This window comes from Pseudovibrio japonicus, assembly GCF_014651595.1.
Taxonomy (GTDB): Bacteria; Pseudomonadota; Alphaproteobacteria; order Rhizobiales; family Stappiaceae; genus Pseudovibrio; species Pseudovibrio japonicus.
The window spans coordinates 408,181-426,088 of record NZ_BMXE01000003.1 but is presented as its reverse complement, the minus strand read 5'-3'; the positions used below and the strand labels follow the sequence as shown (position 1 = coordinate 426,088).

Below are 17,908 nucleotides of genomic sequence, written 5' to 3'. Positions count from 1 at the left end.
TCGGCAAAACGCATAAGAAACAATAGCCTAGAGCATCTTGCATGCTCAAATTCAGCAGGATATCAATATGCACTTGGGACTTGAGGGCCGTAAAGCCATTATATGCGCCTCCAGCCGTGGGCTGGGCCTGGGAACAGCAAAGGCACTGGCCGAGGCTGGCTGCGATCTGGTGATCAATGGCCGCAACGAGCAACTTCTCGATCAGGTTGCTCAGGAGCTGGCAGCAAAGCACAACATCAACGTCACACCAGTTGCAGCCGATATCTCCTCACCAGAAGGCCAGCAAGCTGTACTCAACGCCTGTCCCAATCCCGATGTCCTCGTCAACAACAACGGTGGTCCACCACGCAGGGACTTCAAGGAGCTCGACCGCCAGTCCATTCAGGAAGGCGTGGTCCAGAACATGATCACGCCCATCGAACTGATCAAAGCCGTAATCGACGGCATGGCAGAGCGCCGTTTCGGACGCATCGTCAACATCACCTCCTCCTCCGTTAAGATGCCCATCGAGGGACTGGACCTGTCCAGTGGCGCCCGCGCTGGCCTCACCGCTTTTCTGGCCGGTGTCTGCCGCCAGTACGCCCAGTACAACGTCACAATCAACAACGTCTTGCCCGGCAGGTTCGATACTGATCGCCTGAAAGGCGGTTTCGAACGTGAGGCAAAGCAATCCGGCATCTCCATTGAAGAAGCAAAGCGGTTATCCTCACAACAGATCCCAGCAAAACGCCTTGGCGATCCCAACGAGTTCGGCAAAGCCTGTGCCTTCCTGTGCTCCGCCCATTCCGGCTACATTACTGGTCAGAACCTCCTTGTCGACGGCGGCCTGTTCCCAAGCGCATTCTAAACCACACGCCCAACAAGCCCACGATTACAGAAGGCCTTCCCGCAGCCGCACTGCGCGAAGGCCAACAAACTCACATACCCTAGAACTTCAAGCGTCCACCCACGCTGACAATATCAACATGAGTGTTCTTCACCGGCCCCTGAATAGTGATCCCCTCATAGGCTGGGTGCGCTGGGTTGATATTGATATTGGAGCTTTCAGGGAACAGGTGCGAATAGCCCACATCCACCTCGATCCATTCATTATGGAAATAACTGAGACCCGCGCTGAGCCAGAACCGGTTTGAGTCCGGCAGACGCGGTGTCCGGTTGTGTTCATCAATGGGCGACCATTCATAGGCCAACCCGAACCGGCCAGTAACACGCTGGTGGAAGTCATATTCAGTCCCCAACGAGAGGAAGTAACCGTCATTGTACTGAAACGGCAGATCCGCCACCATCTGGCCCTGTAAATTGAAAACTGGGAAGGTCCCGAACCGCGACCAGTGAGTCCATTCAAACGTCCCCATCCCGCGCCATTCTTCTGTCAGCTCCTGCTGAAAAGAAACCGTCACGGTTTCCGGCATAACGATGGTTGCACGAATAGGCAGTGGCGGGTCGCCACCAACAACAAGACGCCCTTTCAGATTATGCTCGATGGGAGACCGGTATCCGATCCCAAACTGGGTGCCTTCCCACGGCCTGAACAGAGCACCAAGTGTTGCCCCAACACCCAGGTTGTTGTCTTCCCCCCGCAATTCCACAGTTGGTGCCTTGGGCACAATGGGCGGCACACCGGCGGCGGATTTCAAACGTACTTGAATGTATTCAACTTGAACCCCTGCCCCGACAGAAAACTTCTCAGTCAACTTTACCGAAGCCATCGGGGTAACGTTGACGGTGAGCACGCGGGACGAGCGCGCATAGGTTTGCCCGGCCCACTCGATCCGAGGCTTGGTTTCAAAACCAAACGGCGCATTGGTGCTGACACCAAGCGTCACGCGATCATTGGCCTGCCACGTGCTGTAGCTCGCAGGCACCCACGCATCCACACCAATGTCACCAGAGGAATAGGGGACGTCCACAATCGGAATGCCAATAAGATCAATCGTCGCCACATCCAGACTGACCGTTGCATTGGGAAACACAACCGTTTGCGATGTTTCCCCCTGCCACCCCTCATGACCTGTCATGGTTGCCGGATTCCAATACATGCTGGAAAGACTTTTGGAGTGCGTCGCATTGCCTGCAAAGGAAAGTCCCTGATACCACGACGACTGCTCCCGAACCGCAAAAGCCCCGCCATAGGCGCTTGAGGCGATCAGCAAAGAAGAAAGGCTGGCAATCGTGATCGTTAGATATCGGGACATGCACGATACTTTCTGTTCTCAAGAAACAAGCAAGCAGCGCCATGATCAAACTAAGTGGTACGTATTGATTCGGCTCCTAACACCAGAGTTGAAAATATTGAAGAGTAATTGCACTCGTACATTTGAAGGGATGGCTCGAAAACTTCAGAAAACAACCAGAGAAAACAAGTATACAGCCACCTGATTATTCGTATTTCAGGAGGGCCTACGACACATTATCTGTGACAAAAAATCCGCAAAGTAAAAGCCCCTCCAAAGAGAGGGGCCTTCAAACAAAGTTTGATCCGCTGATTAGCCGCGTGCAGCGATGTTTTCGCCCAATGAAAGCGTGCTCCACCCCGCAAGGGTTTCCTGTGCTGTCATGTAGTTCTCATAAATCTCACGGGCAGCTTTGTCGTCCTGCGTGTACTCGTCCAGCACTTCAGCACTGGTCACCCGCAAAGCGGCCAGAACCTCCTCCGGGAACTCGCGCACCACAACTCCATGCTCTTCCTGCAGCAGCTTCAGGCTTGCTGCGTTTTGAGCGTTGGCCTCAGCAAGCGCCACATCGGCTTCCACACGGCAAGCCTCTGCAACAACCGCCTGCAAATCCTTAGATAGCCCTTCCAGAGCCACAGCATTCACGAGCGCTTCGCCAGTCCCGTTTGGCTTATTGAAGCCTGGGCCATAATAGTGCTTCACCAGTTTCTGGAAGCCCAATGAACTGTCACTCCATGGGCCGAGGAACTCAACACCATCAACCACACCTGTCTGCAGGCTGGTGTACATTTCCGAACTTGGAATACTAACCGGCGTTACCCCATGCTTACGCATGATCTCACCGCCCAGACCTGCAATGCGCAGCTTGCGGCCATTCAGGTCATCCAGTGTCTCTACAGGATCACGGTACCAACCGGCCATAGTCGGACCGGAGTTACCACCCATGAACGGCTTGACGCCAAACGGAGCGTACAGCTCATCCCACAGTTCCTGACCGCCCATCTGATCCACCCAGGCAGTATGTTCTTGCGGCAGTAGCCCAAATGGGACGGTTGTAAAGAACACGGAACCGGGCATCTTTCCAGCCCAGTACATGGCAGCAGAATGGCCCATCTGTGCTGTACCGCTTGAAACCGTATCAAACACTTCAAAGGCTGGCACCAACTCACCCGCAGCAAACAGACGAACGCGCATCGCACCATCACTCATGGTGTTGATGCGATCACAAATCCGTTGCGCAGACATCCCCGGACCCGGCAGGTTTTTGGGCCAGCTGGTCACCATGCGCCACTCGATCACTGTCGCAGTCTTTTCAGCCAGAGCAGGTGCAGTAAGCGCAGCGCTTCCGGCAACCGCCCCAGCAGTAAGCCCAAGCGCCTGACGGCGGGTCAGCATCTGTTCTTTCTTCTTGGTCATTATCACCGCCTTTTAATCCGACCAGAACTCGTAAAAATGGTGCACAGGCCCATGTCCCTTGCCAATATCAAGCATATCCGCAGCTTTGATCGCCTGACTAATATACTCTTTTGCTTCAAATATTGCATCTTCCAGCTCCAGCCCTTTGGCCAGACCGGCTGCAATCGCAGAGGACAGGGAGCACCCCGTACCATGCGTGTTCTTCGTTTTATATCTAGGAGCTGTATACCACCTCTCCACACTCCGGGAGAGGTATAGATCGTCACAGGTCTCGCTTGAACCGTGCCCGCCCTTGAGCAGAACCCCACGTGCGCCCTCAGCCGCCATCATATCCAGCAGCATCAGCGCCTGTCTGTGCATGTCTTCCCGAGATCCAGCCACCGCCTCATCAAGCAGGAAAGCCGCTTCCTGCATGTTCGGCGTAATGAGTGTCGCCAGCGGAAACAACTTCTGCTTCAACACGGAAACCGCGGAGTTTTGCAGCAAAACATCGCCGGAAGTAGCCACCATCACCGGATCAAGAATAACGCGGCTAACACCATATTCAGTCAACTTTGTGGCAATTACATCTATAATTTTCGGCTGTGACAGCATACCGATTTTCACGGCATCCACCCTCAGATCGGAAAACACCGCATCCATCTGCGCCGCTATAAACTCTGGCGGCACGTCATGAATACCGCTCACACCCATCGTGTTTTGCGCCGTCAGGGCCGTGATCACACTTGCCCCGTAAACACCACAGGCCGAAAATGACTTGAGGTCTGCCTGAATTCCCGCACCGCCGCCGGAATCGGAACCTGCAATCGTGACTGCAATCGCACTCATACGGCAACAACCCCACCTTTATTATTCATTGTTTCAAGCTTAAGACGCTCATTGAACTGCTCGGCCTCCAAGCCATAAAGACTATCGATGAAAGCTGGCGTGAAGCTTCCCGGTCCCTTAGCCTGTTCTGCGGCAAGCTCACCACACACACCGTAAAACGCCAGCGCAGCAAGCATGGCCAACTCTTGATTAGGCTCCAGCGCCGCAAACCCGGCAAGTAAACCGCCCAGCGCACACCCGGTCCCGGTTACCTTGTCCATGTAAACATGCCCGTTGCTGACTATATGGGTCACCTCGCGGCCAAACACAGCATCCTCGTTACCCGTACGCACAACCAATGTATCTTCGCGAACCGCTCCGCTTAGTCCAGCGCTCTCCCTCATGTTCGCTTTGAGGATCGAAACGTTCTCTCTCAAGATATCCTTGGCAAACTCCATGCGAATACCCGAGCGATCAACCTTAACCGGATCCAGCACCACGGGGATAGATTTCTTGGCAGCCCCTTCCAACCCCAGCCGGATCCCATGCCGTCGCTTGCCATCCAGCGTTCCAAGATTGATGAGCAACCCGTCAACGCTCTCTATAAACGCTGGAATTTCATCATGTGAGGATGTCATAGATGGAACAATGTTACAGGCCAGCATCACATTCGCGGTGATGTTCTGCGCAACAGAGTTTGTCAGACAATGCACACGCACACCGCGCTCACGCACTCTCTCAACGACCTGCCAGAGATCTTCAGCTGTGTAGGACATGTGTTGTCGCTCCCCTATCGGTTTCGGCGGGAACGATTACGCGAGTACTCATCCCAATTCCCTCCGCCGGCACAATCCGGATCAGGTTCTAGGAGTTGGCATCCTGCCTCTCAGCCCGTCACTCATTTTCGGGCACCCCCATTGGTTCGATTTTTGCTATCAAACCACCGACAGAACTGCAAGCACAAACAAGAGAGAACGACGCAAGGCAACTGGGGGTAGATCTCGCTTAAAAAACGCAAACTCTTGCAAAAAAACGCAGCTTCAACGCAAAATGCTCACAAAATAACGCAAGTTCTAAATTGAGCTTACGGGACAGAAGGATAGCAGATTTATGATTCCGTTCTTTGTACAGATCAAATGCCAGCTCGGAAAAACCTATCAGGTGGCCAACGCCATCGCCGACGCGGAAATTGCCTCCGAAATCTATTCCACATCCGGGGAGTACGATCTGCTGGCCAAGTTCTACATCAACGACGAAGACGACATCGGCCATTTCGTTGCCGAGAAGGTTCAGGTCTTCGAAGGCATTCAGGACACCAAAACCATCATTACCTTCAAAGCCTTCTGATCACTAAAAAAAACAGGCGGGACACCAGCCCGCCTGCACAATCTCTAAAAGCCTGCACCCACAAGATGCCAGCTACTCATTTCAGCTTTGTGCCTGCTGGATAGCAGTCCACACCGCAAGCGGTGTCGCGGGCATATCTATATGCTCAACGCCAGCATTATTGCGCAATGCATGCTGCACAGCATTCATCACCGCTGGCGCCGCCCCAATCGACCCAGCTTCCCCAGCCCCCTTAATGCCCATCGCATTTGTCGTTGATGGAATATTGTGGGTCGAGAAGTCGAAGATTGGAATTTCATCAGCACGTGCAATGTGATAATCCATGAAAGATGCAGAAAGCAGCTGTCCGGTTTCATCATAAACCGTATGCTCGCACAGCGCCTGCGAGATCGCCTGCCCCGCACCACCATGCACCTGCCCAGCCAGAAGCAGCGGATTCACCGTCACGCCAAAGTCATCCACGATCACAAAGTTGACCACTGCGGTCTTCCCAGTTTCCGGATCAATCTCCACCTCACACACATGGGTGCCATTGGGATAAGTACATTCATCCTGGGTGACTTCTTCGGTTGCGCTCAAGGTCTCGGGCTGAGATCCAGCCACATCAGCAAGACTGATCTGCTGATCCGTCCCAACCACACGCACCTGCCCATCTTCCAGCGTCAGGTCACCGGCACCAACCTCCAGCTTCTCACTGGCGATCTGCTTAATCTTGGTCACAAGCGTCTCAGAAGCCGCTTTCACAGATGGCAGTCCAATCGGGATCGAGCGCGACCCACCGGTCCCGCCCCCTTTGGCCACACGGTCCGTATCACCCTGCACCATCTCGACTTGATCAAGCTGCAAACCTAGCTGTTCTGCGATAATCTGGCCATAAGCCGTCGCATGGCCCTGCCCGTTACTCTGCGTTCCAATCAGCAAAGACACGGTGCCATTCTTGTTCAGCTCAAGCTTAGCCTCTTCTCCACCAGCAAAGGCGCAGGCCTCTACATAGGTCGCAAACCCAATACCACGGTAAAGTCCTTTTTTGCGGCTCTCTGCCTCACGTTCCGCAAACGTGGAGTAGCGGATCTTCTCCAGCGCCTTGGTCAGGTGAGCCCCAAAGGAACCAGTATCATACATGCGTCCCGTCGCTGTTGTATAAGGTAAGGCATCATCGGGGATAAAGCTCTTGCGGCGGAACTCCGCTGGATCCATGCCCATCTCATGCGCCGCCTTATCAGCCAGCCGCTCCATCAGATAGAGCGCCTCAGGGCGTCCTGCCCCGCGGAACGCGTCCACCGGCACCGTATTGGTATAGACACCCGTCGCTTCCACCCAGGTTGCGGGGATATCGTAAAGACCGGAACTCATGGTGATGCCAATCTGAGGAATACCGGGGCCAAACTCATGCAGATAAGCACCCATGTTTGCAATCACATGCGCCTTGAGGCCGATCATCTTACCGCTCTCATCAAGAGCAAGCTCTGCAGTGGATACATTGTCACGGCCCTGCGCATCAGACATGAAGTGCTCGGTCCGATCCTGCACCCACCGCACCGGACGGCCAACCCGCTTCGCTGCAATCAGGCACAGCGGGTACTCAAGATAGGTGAACATCTTGGTGCCAAAACCGCCACCCACATCAGGCGTCACAACGCGTAAATCTTTTTCGTCAATGCCGAGTATGTTCTTGGCAACCTGCGCACGCATGTGATGACCACCCTGCGTTCCGGTGGTCAGCGTGTAACGGCCACTTTCACTGTCAAACTCACCAATACAGGCACGAGGCTCCATCGCATTGGACACAAGACGGTTATTGATGATCTTGATCTTGGTAACATGGTGAGCCTTTTGGAAAGCCTCCTCCATCGCCTTCTTATTGCCAACACCAACCTCAAAAGCCTTGTTCGTCCCATGCTCAGGCCACACCAGCGGAGCACCGTCTGCTAAAGCGGCCTCTGTTCCGGTCACAGCTTCAAGGTCCTCGTAGTCAACCTCAATCGCCTCAAGAGCAGCTCGCGCTTGTTCCACCGTATCAGCGACAACAAACGCAAGCGCATCACCGACAAAACGCGCAGTGTCCGAACACAGGACCTCATAGCGAGGCACCCAGTGCTGCGTACCATCAAGCTGCGTAAGAATCATCTGGCACGGAATATTGTTGGTCTCTTTAATATCCGCAGCAGTCAGGACCAGCTGCACACCGTCCATCGCCCGGGCCTCATCCAATCCACCCAGAGTAAACTTTGCAAAAGCCAGAGAAGACCGCAAAACCACAGCATGCGCCGCACCAGCCACCTTCAAGTCATCGGTGTAATGCCCCTTTCCGGAAACAAAGGCGACATCTTCTTTTCGGCGCACAGGAGCGCCAACTCCAAACTTCGGTGTAACAACCTGATTCATGGGAACCTCAAAAACCGGGAGGGCGACCCAACATCGCACCCCAATACAGAGTTTTGCGTATCAGCAGAGAAAACTACAGTGTTTCACTCAACCTGCAAGTGTTTTCTAATTCATCACAGAGATCTAGATCCAAGAATGACTTAACGTCACTATCGCATCATCTGGCATAAAATATGGAAGCCTACTTGTAGCTATAAGTTGTTGTAGGCTTGGTTCTTCTTGTCGAAACCCTCAAGCTAAAATTTATTTTAGAATTTGACCAAACCCTAATTATCAGGCTATTTAAGTAATACACCCATCTGATCCTTGTTACCTTGTCCGCCTCCCGGCGCACTATTTTGCATCAGACATCGGGTCTGATCCTTTTGCTCGTAACAAGGCAGCTTCGAAAGCAGTTATATGCCTGCCCATTCAGCAGAGCCTGAAGGCAGCCCATCACCTGCTGCGTTTAAAACTAGGCTTTCCGTCAAATGGGATAGCCTCTCAAACAACACACGCGGCATCTGCTGGGCTCTTCTGGCAACATTCCTCATGGCCGTCATGAGCACAATCATCAAGCTGCTCGGCGACCACCTACACGTTACTCAAATTCTTATGATCCGCCAGTTCTTCATGCTGGTGATCTCAGCTCCGATTATCCTCAAAGGGTTTCCCGGTTCACTCAGAACACAAGCACCAATGTTGCACGTGGGCCGCGTCCTGCTCGCCTCCGCAGCAATGTACTTCGGCTTCACCGCAGTCATTAACCTGCCACTTGCAGAAAGCACAGTGATTGGGTTTGCGCGGACATTTTTCATCACGATCTTCGCAGTCTTCTTCCTCAAAGAAGTGATCGGCATCCACCGCATCACCGCCACACTGGTTGGTTTGCTTGGGGTATTGATCATCGTCCAGCCTGGCAATGGCTCTGAAATGAGCATCTACAGCCTCATGGCCATCCTCGGGTCAGCCTGTGCTGCACTGGTTGGAATCATCTTGCGCAAGGTCTCCCAGATCGACCAACCCATCACGATCCTCAGCTTTCAGGCAACCTTTGTGGGCCTGATCATGGCTCCATTCGGCATCTACTATTGGGTCGCACTTGACCTGACAGACTCCATTTTGCTGCTATGTCTGGCTGGCGTCAGCTGGGGCGCGCAAATGAGTAACATTCAGGCGCTCAAGTTTGGTGAAGCCTCTGCAATCGCGCCGTTTGACTACATTCGCCTAGTATACGCCGCACTCATTTCTGTCGTCATATTCGGCGTCTGGCCGCTCTGGACAACCTATCTGGGCGGCGGGATCATCGTTGCCGCAGCGCTCTACACGCTGCACCGCGAAACCGTGCTGGGCAAGAAAGTGGCAACAGGAACAGCGCCATCAAAAACGCACTAAACCTGCAGCTCAGCTCAAACAAAAAAGCCCCCGCGATCTGCGAGGGCTTTTTCTTTTATAAATGACCAAATCAGCTGACTTTTTCAGCGCTGCGCGTCTTGGCAGCTTCTTCTTCAACCAGCTCTTTCTTGGAGAGCTTGCCCACCATCGTCTTTGGCAGCTCATCCCGGAACTCAATCGCCTTCGGCATCTCGATCTTGGAGATGTGATCCTTCAGGAAGTTCTTGATGCCATCTTCCGTTGCGCTGGCACCATCTTTCAGTTTCACAAACGCTTTTGGTGCCTGACCGCGATATCCATCCGGAATAGCAATCACGATAACCTCGGCAACAGCCGGATGCAGATACATCGCTTCCTCAATGACACGCGGATAGACGTTGTAACCTGAGCAGATTATGAGATCCTTGATCCGGTCAACGAGGAAGATATAGCCGTCCTCGTCCATGTAACCAACATCGCCAGTGTGCAGCACGCGCCCATCTTCCAGCGTCTTGGCTGTCTCATCCGGACGGTTCCAATAGCCCTTCATCACGTGTGGGCCAATAATGCAGACTTCGCCTTTTTCGCCGCGCTCAACAACCTTTTCCGGGTCATCCAGATCACGAAACTCAAGCCTTGCCCCCTTCAGGACACGCCCGATAGATCCGTCCTTGCCAGTTCCATCCATCGGATTAGCGGAGGTCACCGGAGAGCTCTCGGTCAAGCCATACCCTTCCACCAGAACGCAGCCGGTCAAAGCCTCAAACTTCTGCTTCACCTCAACAGGCAAAGGAGCACCGCCAGAAATACAAGAATTGATCGAACTCAGATCGTAGTTCTTGGTCAGCTCACTGTTGTTGATCGCGGTGTAAAGCGTTGGCACAGCAGCAAACAGGGTCGGTTTCTTTTTCCCTGCTAGCTCCAGTAGCTCTTTCAGATCAAACCGCGGCATGAGCAGCATCTCTGCCCCAGCAAGTACGGAAACGTTCTGCAACACAGTCATCGCAAACACATGGAAGAATGGCAGGACACAAAGTGTTTTTTCTTCGCCGCGCTTCAACCCACCGTAATGGGTATCCAGCATTTCCATGTTCGATGTGATATTGTGATGCGTCAGCATCGCACCCTTTGGTACACCCGTTGTGCCACCGGTGTACTGCAAGAGCGCGACGTCTTCTTTCGGGTCGATCGCGACCGGAGTGACAGGTTTGGATTTTGCAAGCAAATCTTTGAAACGGGTGTGAGCGCTGTCAGCAGGGATACTCGCAACTTCCTTGCGCTTAAACATCTTGAACAGCAGCTTCTTAGGCTGAGGCAGAATATCCGCCATCGGACATACAATAATGTTGTCCAGCGCACCTTCCTGACGAACCGCCTCCACACGATCATACATCAGGGAAAGATCCATGGTGACCATGATGCGAGCACCAGAATCCCGCGCCTGGAACGCGATTTCGCGCTCAACATAAAGCGGGTTGAAGTTGACGACGACACCACCAACTTTCATGATCGCAAAATAGAAGATGGTGTAGTAGGGCGTGTTCGGCAGACAAAGACCGATCTTATCGCCTTTCTTCACACCCATTGCCTGCAGAGCACCTGCAGTGCGTTCGACGAGATCTCCCAATTCGCCATAGCTTGTGGTTTTGCCCATGAAGTAGATAGCGGGACGATGCGCATAATTCTTTACGGTGTCATCCAGATAACTATCGATGGTACGAATTGGAAATTCCACTTGTCCCTCATGACCTGTCGCCATGCGCAGATCTCCTCCCCGAATTATTCTTGTTTTTCAGACGAAGTTCACAGGAAACCGCAGCCATGTGCCAGGGTTCATGTGCGCAACATACCAGAAAAACCTTATATCATCATGCTTTGCGTGGAATTTGGTGCAGGTTGACCAAAGCGTCAACCCAGACATACGGTTGAACTTTTGTGCACTGCATTCCCTGTCTTTACGCGGCATTTCCAGAGAAACTCAGAGATATCAAAGCCCTGCTCTACTGAATAAGTTGGAAGCTCGACACATCAAACAAGCCAAAATCAGTAATTTTAAGGTGGGGAATAACCGGTAGAGGCAGGAAAGCGACCTGCAAAAACGGCTCAGGCAGGACGCAATTGAGCGATTTTGCAGCACTGCGCAGCACTTCAAGGCGTTCTTTAACCACCTCAAAGCGCTCCAAACTCATGAGTCCTGCCAGCGGTAACTCCATCTCCGCGAGCACGTCGTTACCATCCGCAACAACAAACCCACCTCGCAGTGCAACACAGCGGTTCACTGCAGTCGCCATGGCTTCCTCATCGGCCCCAACCACGCAGATATTGTGACTGTCATGCCCGATGGACGAGGCAATCGCACCTGATGTCATTCCAAAGCCGTTGACAAAGCCCGTTGCAATGTTCCCGGTCTTGCCATGACGTTCCACAACCGCCACCTTGATTGCATCCTGAGCAAGGTCGATCTGGGAGTAATTGTCCGCAACAGGCAAATCCATTTTCAGATGCTCGGTAATGATCAGCCCCGGCTTCACGCCAATGACTGATGTCTCCCGCTGTGCAGGAACGCGAAAGCTTGTCACCTGAACAGGCTCCGCATGGCACGTATCCAGCAAGCCTTCCGGCTCAACTAGTTTGCGACTGGCGAACAGTTCATCTGAAACCACACGCCCAGCACTGATCACCTGGTCCACATCACAGCTTTCAAGATCATTTAGCAACACAATATCAGCGCGCCAGCCCGGCGCGAGCAACCCGCGATCGCTTAGCCCAAACGCATTGGCCGCAGACCAGCTTGCCGCGCGATAAACATCCCGAGGCGCACTTCCATGGGCAATCAGACGCTTGATTAGAAAATCAATGTGCCCTTCCTCGGCAATATCAAGCGGATTCCGGTCATCAGTACACAACGCAACGAAGCTCGCGCGCTCTGGCGTCAGAACAGGTGCCAAAGCATCCAGATCCTTAGAAACCGATCCCTCCCGGATCAGGATCGTCATCCCCTTCGAGATCTTCTCCAGCGCTTCTTCCTTAGTTGTCGCTTCGTGATCTGTACGAATTCCGGCAGCAAGATAGCCGTTCAGCGCTTTCCCGCTCAGCAACGGCGCATGCCCATCAATGTGCTCGCCTTCAAATTCCGCAATCTTGGCCAGCACATCAGGATCACCAGCCAACACCCCCGGAAAGTTCATGAACTCCGCTAAACCAATCACGCTGGGATGATCCTTGAACGGCAAAAGGTCATCAATCTCCAACCGTGCACCAGCCGTTTCAAACTGCGTCGCAGGCACACAGGAAGATAGGTTCACACGCAAGTCCATAATGGTTTCAAGGGAACTATCGAGGAAATACTTGATCCCTGCCGCACCAGTCACATTGGCAATCTCATGGGGATCACAAATCGCCGTGGTCACACCATGGGGCAGCACACACCGATCAAACTCAAACGGCGTCACCAGCGAAGACTCGACGTGCAAGTGGGTGTCGATAAACCCCGGCACTGCAATTTTGCCAGTACAGTCGATCTCGGTGACACCACTGTAGGTGTCGTAGGTCCCAACAATCTTGTCGCCGCAAATTGCAATATCGGTTTTGGTCAAGCTGCCATCGATTACGTTGAATAGTTCAACGTTTTTCAGCACCAGATCTGCTGGTTCTCTGCCTTGCCCCTGATCAATAAGAGCTTTTAAACCGGCAATCTTTTGCTGACGAATTTCCATTGGCAATTCTCCCCAGAGGAGGCATGCAAAATGCCCCTCAATTTATTTCCCGCTAGGGCAAGTCTAGCAAAAGATCCTGAACTGCCCAATGCCTAAGGCGAAATGCTTGTGGGACATCTACAAATCATGACAACAACAATACAAAACCCACAGAAACTGCATTTCTTTTCTATATCAACTGTAGCTTGGACAGGTCGAACTGCCCACATTCTAGGCACATTCGTATTTTTGCTTGCAATTTTGAAAAACCCGCAGCAAACAGAGCGGGCAATTTCATAGATGCAACCTTTGTATGAGTTTTGACGCAGATAAGAGCAGCCAAACTGCCAAGCTTGCGGCCCGGATCCGCGCCTCTCACAGCTCTACAATCAAATTACAGTCAGCTGGCCTGCAGGCATACTCTTGCAACCACTCCAGCTGAAAGCACAAGCCAAGCAAATGAAGCCGGACAGACACCGGCTCATAACTAAGGGAACTCCATGGCGAACCGTCCAGCTCAATCTGACCCATTTGATCTCGTCGTATTTGGAGGCACCGGCGACCTTGCACACCGCAAACTGCTCCCTGCCCTCTACCACCGCGAACCTGTCGGTCATCTGGGTGACGAGTCACGCATCATCGCCGTCTCCCGCCGCCAGCTGAGCGACGCCGAGTACCGCGACTGGGCACGCAACGCCATCTGCGAACACGTTGCACAGGTTGATCCAGATGCATTGGAACGTTTTCTGGCTCGCATCCAGTACGTATCCGTTGATGTTGCCCAAAACACAGGCTGGGAAGCGCTGGAGCAGAAGCTCGCAGGCCGCGAAGACGTTATCCGCGCCTTCTACCTCTCCGTTTCACCGGACTTCTTTGGCCCAATCTGCTCTGCCCTTGGCGAGCACGATCTGGTAACCGAAAAGTCCCGTGTGACAATCGAAAAGCCGATCGGCAAGAACGGCAAGTCCGCCCATGAAGTGAACGAGACCATCGGGTCCGTCTTCAAGGAACACCAAATCTTCCGTATCGACCACTACCTGGGCAAAGAGACAGTACAGAACCTAATGGCTCTGCGCTTTGCCAACGTGCTGTTCGAACCACTCTGGAACGCTGCTCACGTAGACCACGTCCAGATCACCGTGGCCGAGACACTCGGTGTTGAGAGCCGCGCAGGCTACTACGACACGGCAGGTGCCTTGCGCGACATGGTGCAAAACCACCTACTCCAGCTGCTCTGTCTTGTGGCAATGGAACCACCTGAGTCCATGGCAGCAGACAGCGTGCGCGATGAAAAGCTGAAGGTCCTCAAGGCGCTCCGTCCAATGAGCGCAGAAATGGTCGAGCGCAACACCGTCCGCGGCCAGTACCGCGCTGGGGCCTCCGCCGGTGGTGCCGTCAAAGGTTATCTGGAAGAGCTGGGCCGCGACGACTCCTGTACCGAAACCTTCGTAGCTGCAAAAGTTGACGTCGAGAACTGGCGGTGGGCCAACGTGCCATTCTACCTGCGCACCGGCAAACGCCTCGCCACCCGCGTCTCTGAAATCACCATCCAGTTTAAAGACCTGCCGCACTCCATCTTCCTACCGGATGCCGGTCGGATCTCTGCAAACAGACTGGTCATCCGCCTGCAGCCCGATGAAGGCGTGAAAATGCAGGTGATGATTAAAGATCCAGGTCCGGGCTCCATGCGCCTGCGTGAAGTGCCACTGGATATGACCTTTGCGGAAGCCTTCAGTTCCCGTCACCCTGATGCCTACGAGCGTCTCCTCATGGACATGATCCGTGGCAACCAGACCCTGTTCATGCGCCGCGATGAGGTTGAAGCAGCCTGGAACTGGATCGACCCGATCCTGGACCAATGGGCGCGCGCCAAAGACGCACCGAAGGGCTACACATCAGGCACCTGGGGTCCATCTGCCGCCATCGCCCTCATCGAGCGTGACGGTCGTACATGGCACGATGAAAGCTACTGATTAAACGGAAGGTGCCGGCCCGCCAGCACCTCCTTACCTAACGCAAGTATTTTCCCCACTTGCATCAATCCCCAAAACAAGAAAAGTTACCCCTAGGCAGAGTTGTCAAACTAAAATCAGGCTTAGAATTTAAATCGATTGAAACGGCTATAAACTGGGATTTCCTCCACATACCCCAATCTGGCCGTCAGGTTTGGCTGATGTAAAGCCAAAGAGCAAAAGGCAGAGCACAAAGCATGGTTCATCCTCGCCTCAAAGAGATTACAGATCGTATCATTGAACGCAGCGCCGCAAGCAGGCAAGATTATCTTCACCGCATGAAGGCGCAGCACACGAAGGCACCACAGCGCACCAATCTGGGCTGCACCAACCTCGCCCACGGATTTGCAGCCTGCCCGGCAGCCGACAAACAGCACCTCGCCACGGACCAGCAGCCAAACCTCGGCATCATCACCGCCTACAATGACATGCTCTCAGCCCACCAACCCTACGAGAGCTATCCCGAAATCATCCGCGAAACGGTTCGCAAAATTCAAGCAACCGCTCAGGTCGCAGGCGGCGTACCAGCCATGTGTGATGGCGTCACACAAGGCCTGCCAGCCATGGACCTCTCCTTGTTCTCCCGCGACCTGATTGCCATGTCCACAGCCGTCGGTCTGTCACATGGCATGTTTGATGCTGCTGTCTTCCTTGGTGTTTGCGATAAGATCGTGCCTGGACTGCTTATCGGCGCACTCTCCTTCGGCCACCTGCCAGCCATCTTCCTGCCTGCCGGACCCATGACCTCAGGCATCACCAACGACGAGAAGGCCCGCATCCGCCAGCTGTTTGCAGAAGGCAAGGCTACGCGCGAAGAGCTTCTGGCCTCCGAGAGCGCCTCCTACCACTCACCGGGCACCTGCACGTTTTACGGCACTGCAAACTCCAACCAGATGCTCATGGAGATCATGGGCCTGCACATGCCGGGCAGCTCCTTCATCAATCCGCTGACACCTCTTCGCAAAGCCCTGCTGGAAGAAGCTGTCACCCAAGTGGTTGAACTCACCGCACAACGCAGCACCCCAACACCGCTCTTTGAGATCATTGATGAGCGCGCCATCGTCAACGGCGTTGTCGGCTTGCACGCAACGGGTGGCTCCACCAACCACACCATGCACCTGGTTGCGATAGCTGCAGCCGCTGGCATCCAGCTCACATGGCAGGACATCTCCGACATTTCCGAGATGGTCCCACTACTCGCCCGCGTCTATCCAAACGGCAAGAGCGACGTAAACCACTTCGAAGCTGCTGGCGGAATGGGCTTCCTCATTCGTGAACTGCTCGGCGCGGGCCTGCTGCATGAAGACGTCAAAACCGTGAATGGCACAGGACTGGACGGCTACACTGTCAATGTCTTCCTTGATGACAACGGCGACGTGCTTCGCAAACCTGCACCAGCCAAGGCACTGGATGAAACCATCCTTGCGCCAATGTCCGCTCCCTTCAGCAAAGACGGCGGCCTTAAGGTCCTCAAAGGCAATCTCGGCTCGGCTATCATCAAGAGCTCCGCCGTTGCACCAGACCGGCACATCATCGAGGCCCCCGCTCAGGTCTTCCACACACAGGAAGATGTGGAAGCAGCCTTCAAAGCTGGAGAACTCAACAAAGACGTTATCGTCGTTCTGCGTTACGTCGGGCCGAAGGCCTGCGGCATGCCTGAAGCACACAAGCTGACACCACCTCTCAGCGTTGTGCAGAACCGAGGTTATAAAGTCGCACTTGTAACAGATGGCCGGATGTCCGGCGCCAGCGGCAAGATTCCAGCAGCAATTCATGTTACGCCCGAAGCTATGGATGATGGACCAATAGCAAGGGTTAATGATGGAGACCTGCTCCGCCTCGATGCAGTGAACGGCACTCTGGAAGTGCTGATCTCCGCAGAAGAGTTTGCACAAAGACAGTCTGCCGCGGCAGACCTGCAAGGCTATCAGAGCGGAACCGGAAGAGAATTATTCGCAAGCTTCAGAGCAAACGTGAGTTCAGCCGATACCGGCGCTCGCGTCTTCAATCTGGAACACACCGATCAATCCCAACGGAATGCTGAGGGACTCAGCGCAATGGAGACAGTGTAATGGCTCAAGATATCGAGCGCGTAGAAGCAATCATGACCGCCGCCCCGGTGATCGCGGTTCTCATTGTGAATGACCCTGCAAAAGCAGTTCCAATGGCACAGGCACTCGTACGTGGCGGCATTCCGGGCATCGAAATCACCCTGCGAACGCCAAAAGCGCTGGAGTGCATCAAAGCAGTTGCCGACAACGTGGAAGGCGCAATGGTTGGCGCAGGCACTGTCCTCAACCACCAGCAGTACGAAGCCGCCGTCAAAGCAGGCTCCACCTTTGTCGTCTCTCCGGGCGTCACCGACAACCTACTCTCTGCCGCTGAAGAGTTCCAGCATACCCCATTGCTTCCGGGCACCGGGACGCCTTCAGAGGTAATGAAACTGTTGGACGCTGGCTATGAGCGCCTCAAGTTCTTCCCGGCAGTTCCTGCGGGCGGCACACCAATGCTCAAGGGCCTGTCCTCCCCACTGGCTGCGGCTAAATTCTGCCCAACCGGTGGTATCAACCTCGGCAACGCACGGGACTTCCTTGCCCTGCCAAACGTTCTTTGCGTGGGCGGCTCCTGGATTGCCGATCCGGAGGCCATTGACTCCGAAGATTGGGCCGGCATTGAAAAACGTGCCCGCGAAGCAGCCGCATTGACTGTCTAGTCACAA

At 54.0% G+C, this 17,908-nt stretch carries 13 protein-coding genes and 1 riboswitch; of the genes, 6 read left to right on the top strand and 7 right to left on the bottom strand.

What is annotated here, in order from left to right; genetic code table 11:
• Positions 1–67 precede the first annotated feature (67 nt).
• The gene (locus IE076_RS10455; protein ID WP_189436713.1) at positions 68–847 is read left to right on the top strand and encodes an SDR family oxidoreductase; all 780 of its coding nucleotides are present in this window, start codon (positions 68–70) and stop codon (positions 845–847) included.
• A gap of 79 nt (positions 848–926) precedes the next feature.
• Here IE076_RS10455 and IE076_RS10450 read toward each other — a convergent pair whose 3' ends face one another.
• The 4 genes from IE076_RS10450 to IE076_RS10435 form a co-directional block, all read right to left on the bottom strand.
• Positions 927–2,195: an OmpP1/FadL family transporter gene (locus IE076_RS10450; protein ID WP_189436712.1), complete on the bottom strand. Its 1,269-nt coding sequence runs from the start codon at positions 2,193–2,195 to the stop codon at positions 927–929.
• A gap of 291 nt (positions 2,196–2,486) precedes the next feature.
• Positions 2,487–3,590, bottom strand: a complete 1,104-nt coding sequence (locus IE076_RS10445; protein WP_189436711.1) for a TRAP transporter substrate-binding protein — start codon at positions 3,588–3,590, stop codon at positions 2,487–2,489.
• Between the two features lie 12 nt (positions 3,591–3,602).
• Complete coding sequence (gene thiD, locus IE076_RS10440; protein WP_189436710.1) at positions 3,603–4,418, bottom strand: bifunctional hydroxymethylpyrimidine kinase/phosphomethylpyrimidine kinase; 816 nt, start codon at positions 4,416–4,418, stop codon at positions 3,603–3,605.
• The gene (locus IE076_RS10435; protein WP_189436709.1) at positions 4,415–5,173 is read right to left on the bottom strand and encodes a hydroxyethylthiazole kinase; all 759 of its coding nucleotides are present in this window, start codon (positions 5,171–5,173) and stop codon (positions 4,415–4,417) included. The genes thiD and IE076_RS10435 overlap by 4 nt, the downstream gene beginning before the upstream one ends.
• 41 nt (positions 5,174–5,214) lie before the next feature.
• Positions 5,215–5,323, bottom strand: a riboswitch (TPP riboswitch).
• 184 nt (positions 5,324–5,507) lie between these two features.
• Between IE076_RS10435 and IE076_RS10430 the strand changes: the two genes are divergently transcribed.
• The gene (locus tag IE076_RS10430; protein WP_189436708.1) at positions 5,508–5,744 is read left to right on the top strand and encodes an Lrp/AsnC ligand binding domain-containing protein; all 237 of its coding nucleotides are present in this window, start codon (positions 5,508–5,510) and stop codon (positions 5,742–5,744) included.
• 81 nt (positions 5,745–5,825) lie between these two features.
• Here the strand turns inward: IE076_RS10430 and IE076_RS10425 are convergent, their stop codons facing one another.
• Complete coding sequence (locus tag IE076_RS10425; RefSeq protein WP_189436707.1) at positions 5,826–8,129, bottom strand: xanthine dehydrogenase family protein molybdopterin-binding subunit; 2,304 nt, start codon at positions 8,127–8,129, stop codon at positions 5,826–5,828.
• A 399-nt stretch (positions 8,130–8,528) separates the two neighbouring features.
• On the opposite strand from IE076_RS10425, the gene IE076_RS10420 reads away from it, so the two are divergent.
• Positions 8,529–9,503: a DMT family transporter gene (locus IE076_RS10420; protein WP_189436706.1), complete on the top strand. Its 975-nt coding sequence runs from the start codon at positions 8,529–8,531 to the stop codon at positions 9,501–9,503.
• A gap of 70 nt (positions 9,504–9,573) precedes the next feature.
• On the opposite strand, the gene IE076_RS10415 is transcribed toward IE076_RS10420, so the two are convergent.
• Together IE076_RS10415 and ade are read right to left on the bottom strand one after the other, a co-directional pair.
• Positions 9,574–11,241: a long-chain-fatty-acid--CoA ligase gene (locus IE076_RS10415; RefSeq protein WP_189436705.1), complete on the bottom strand. Its 1,668-nt coding sequence runs from the start codon at positions 11,239–11,241 to the stop codon at positions 9,574–9,576.
• A 241-nt stretch (positions 11,242–11,482) separates the two neighbouring features.
• A complete protein-coding gene (gene ade, locus IE076_RS10410; protein WP_189436704.1) occupies positions 11,483–13,198 on the bottom strand; it encodes an adenine deaminase in 1,716 nt (571 codons plus the stop codon).
• Between the two features lie 479 nt (positions 13,199–13,677).
• Here ade and zwf point away from each other — a divergent pair, with 479 nt between their 5' ends.
• From zwf to eda, 3 genes are all read left to right on the top strand, one after another.
• Positions 13,678–15,150: a glucose-6-phosphate dehydrogenase gene (zwf, locus tag IE076_RS10405; RefSeq protein ID WP_189436703.1), complete on the top strand. Its 1,473-nt coding sequence runs from the start codon at positions 13,678–13,680 to the stop codon at positions 15,148–15,150.
• A 236-nt stretch (positions 15,151–15,386) separates the two neighbouring features.
• Positions 15,387–17,261 carry a phosphogluconate dehydratase gene (gene edd, locus IE076_RS10400; protein WP_189436702.1) on the top strand — a complete coding sequence of 625 codons (1,875 nt, stop codon included), beginning with the start codon at positions 15,387–15,389 and terminating at the stop codon, positions 17,259–17,261.
• The gene (gene eda / locus IE076_RS10395) at positions 17,261–17,902 is read left to right on the top strand and encodes a bifunctional 4-hydroxy-2-oxoglutarate aldolase/2-dehydro-3-deoxy-phosphogluconate aldolase (RefSeq protein ID WP_189436701.1); all 642 of its coding nucleotides are present in this window, start codon (positions 17,261–17,263) and stop codon (positions 17,900–17,902) included. Before edd ends, eda begins: the two co-directional genes overlap by 1 nt.
• Positions 17,903–17,908 lie beyond the last annotated feature (6 nt).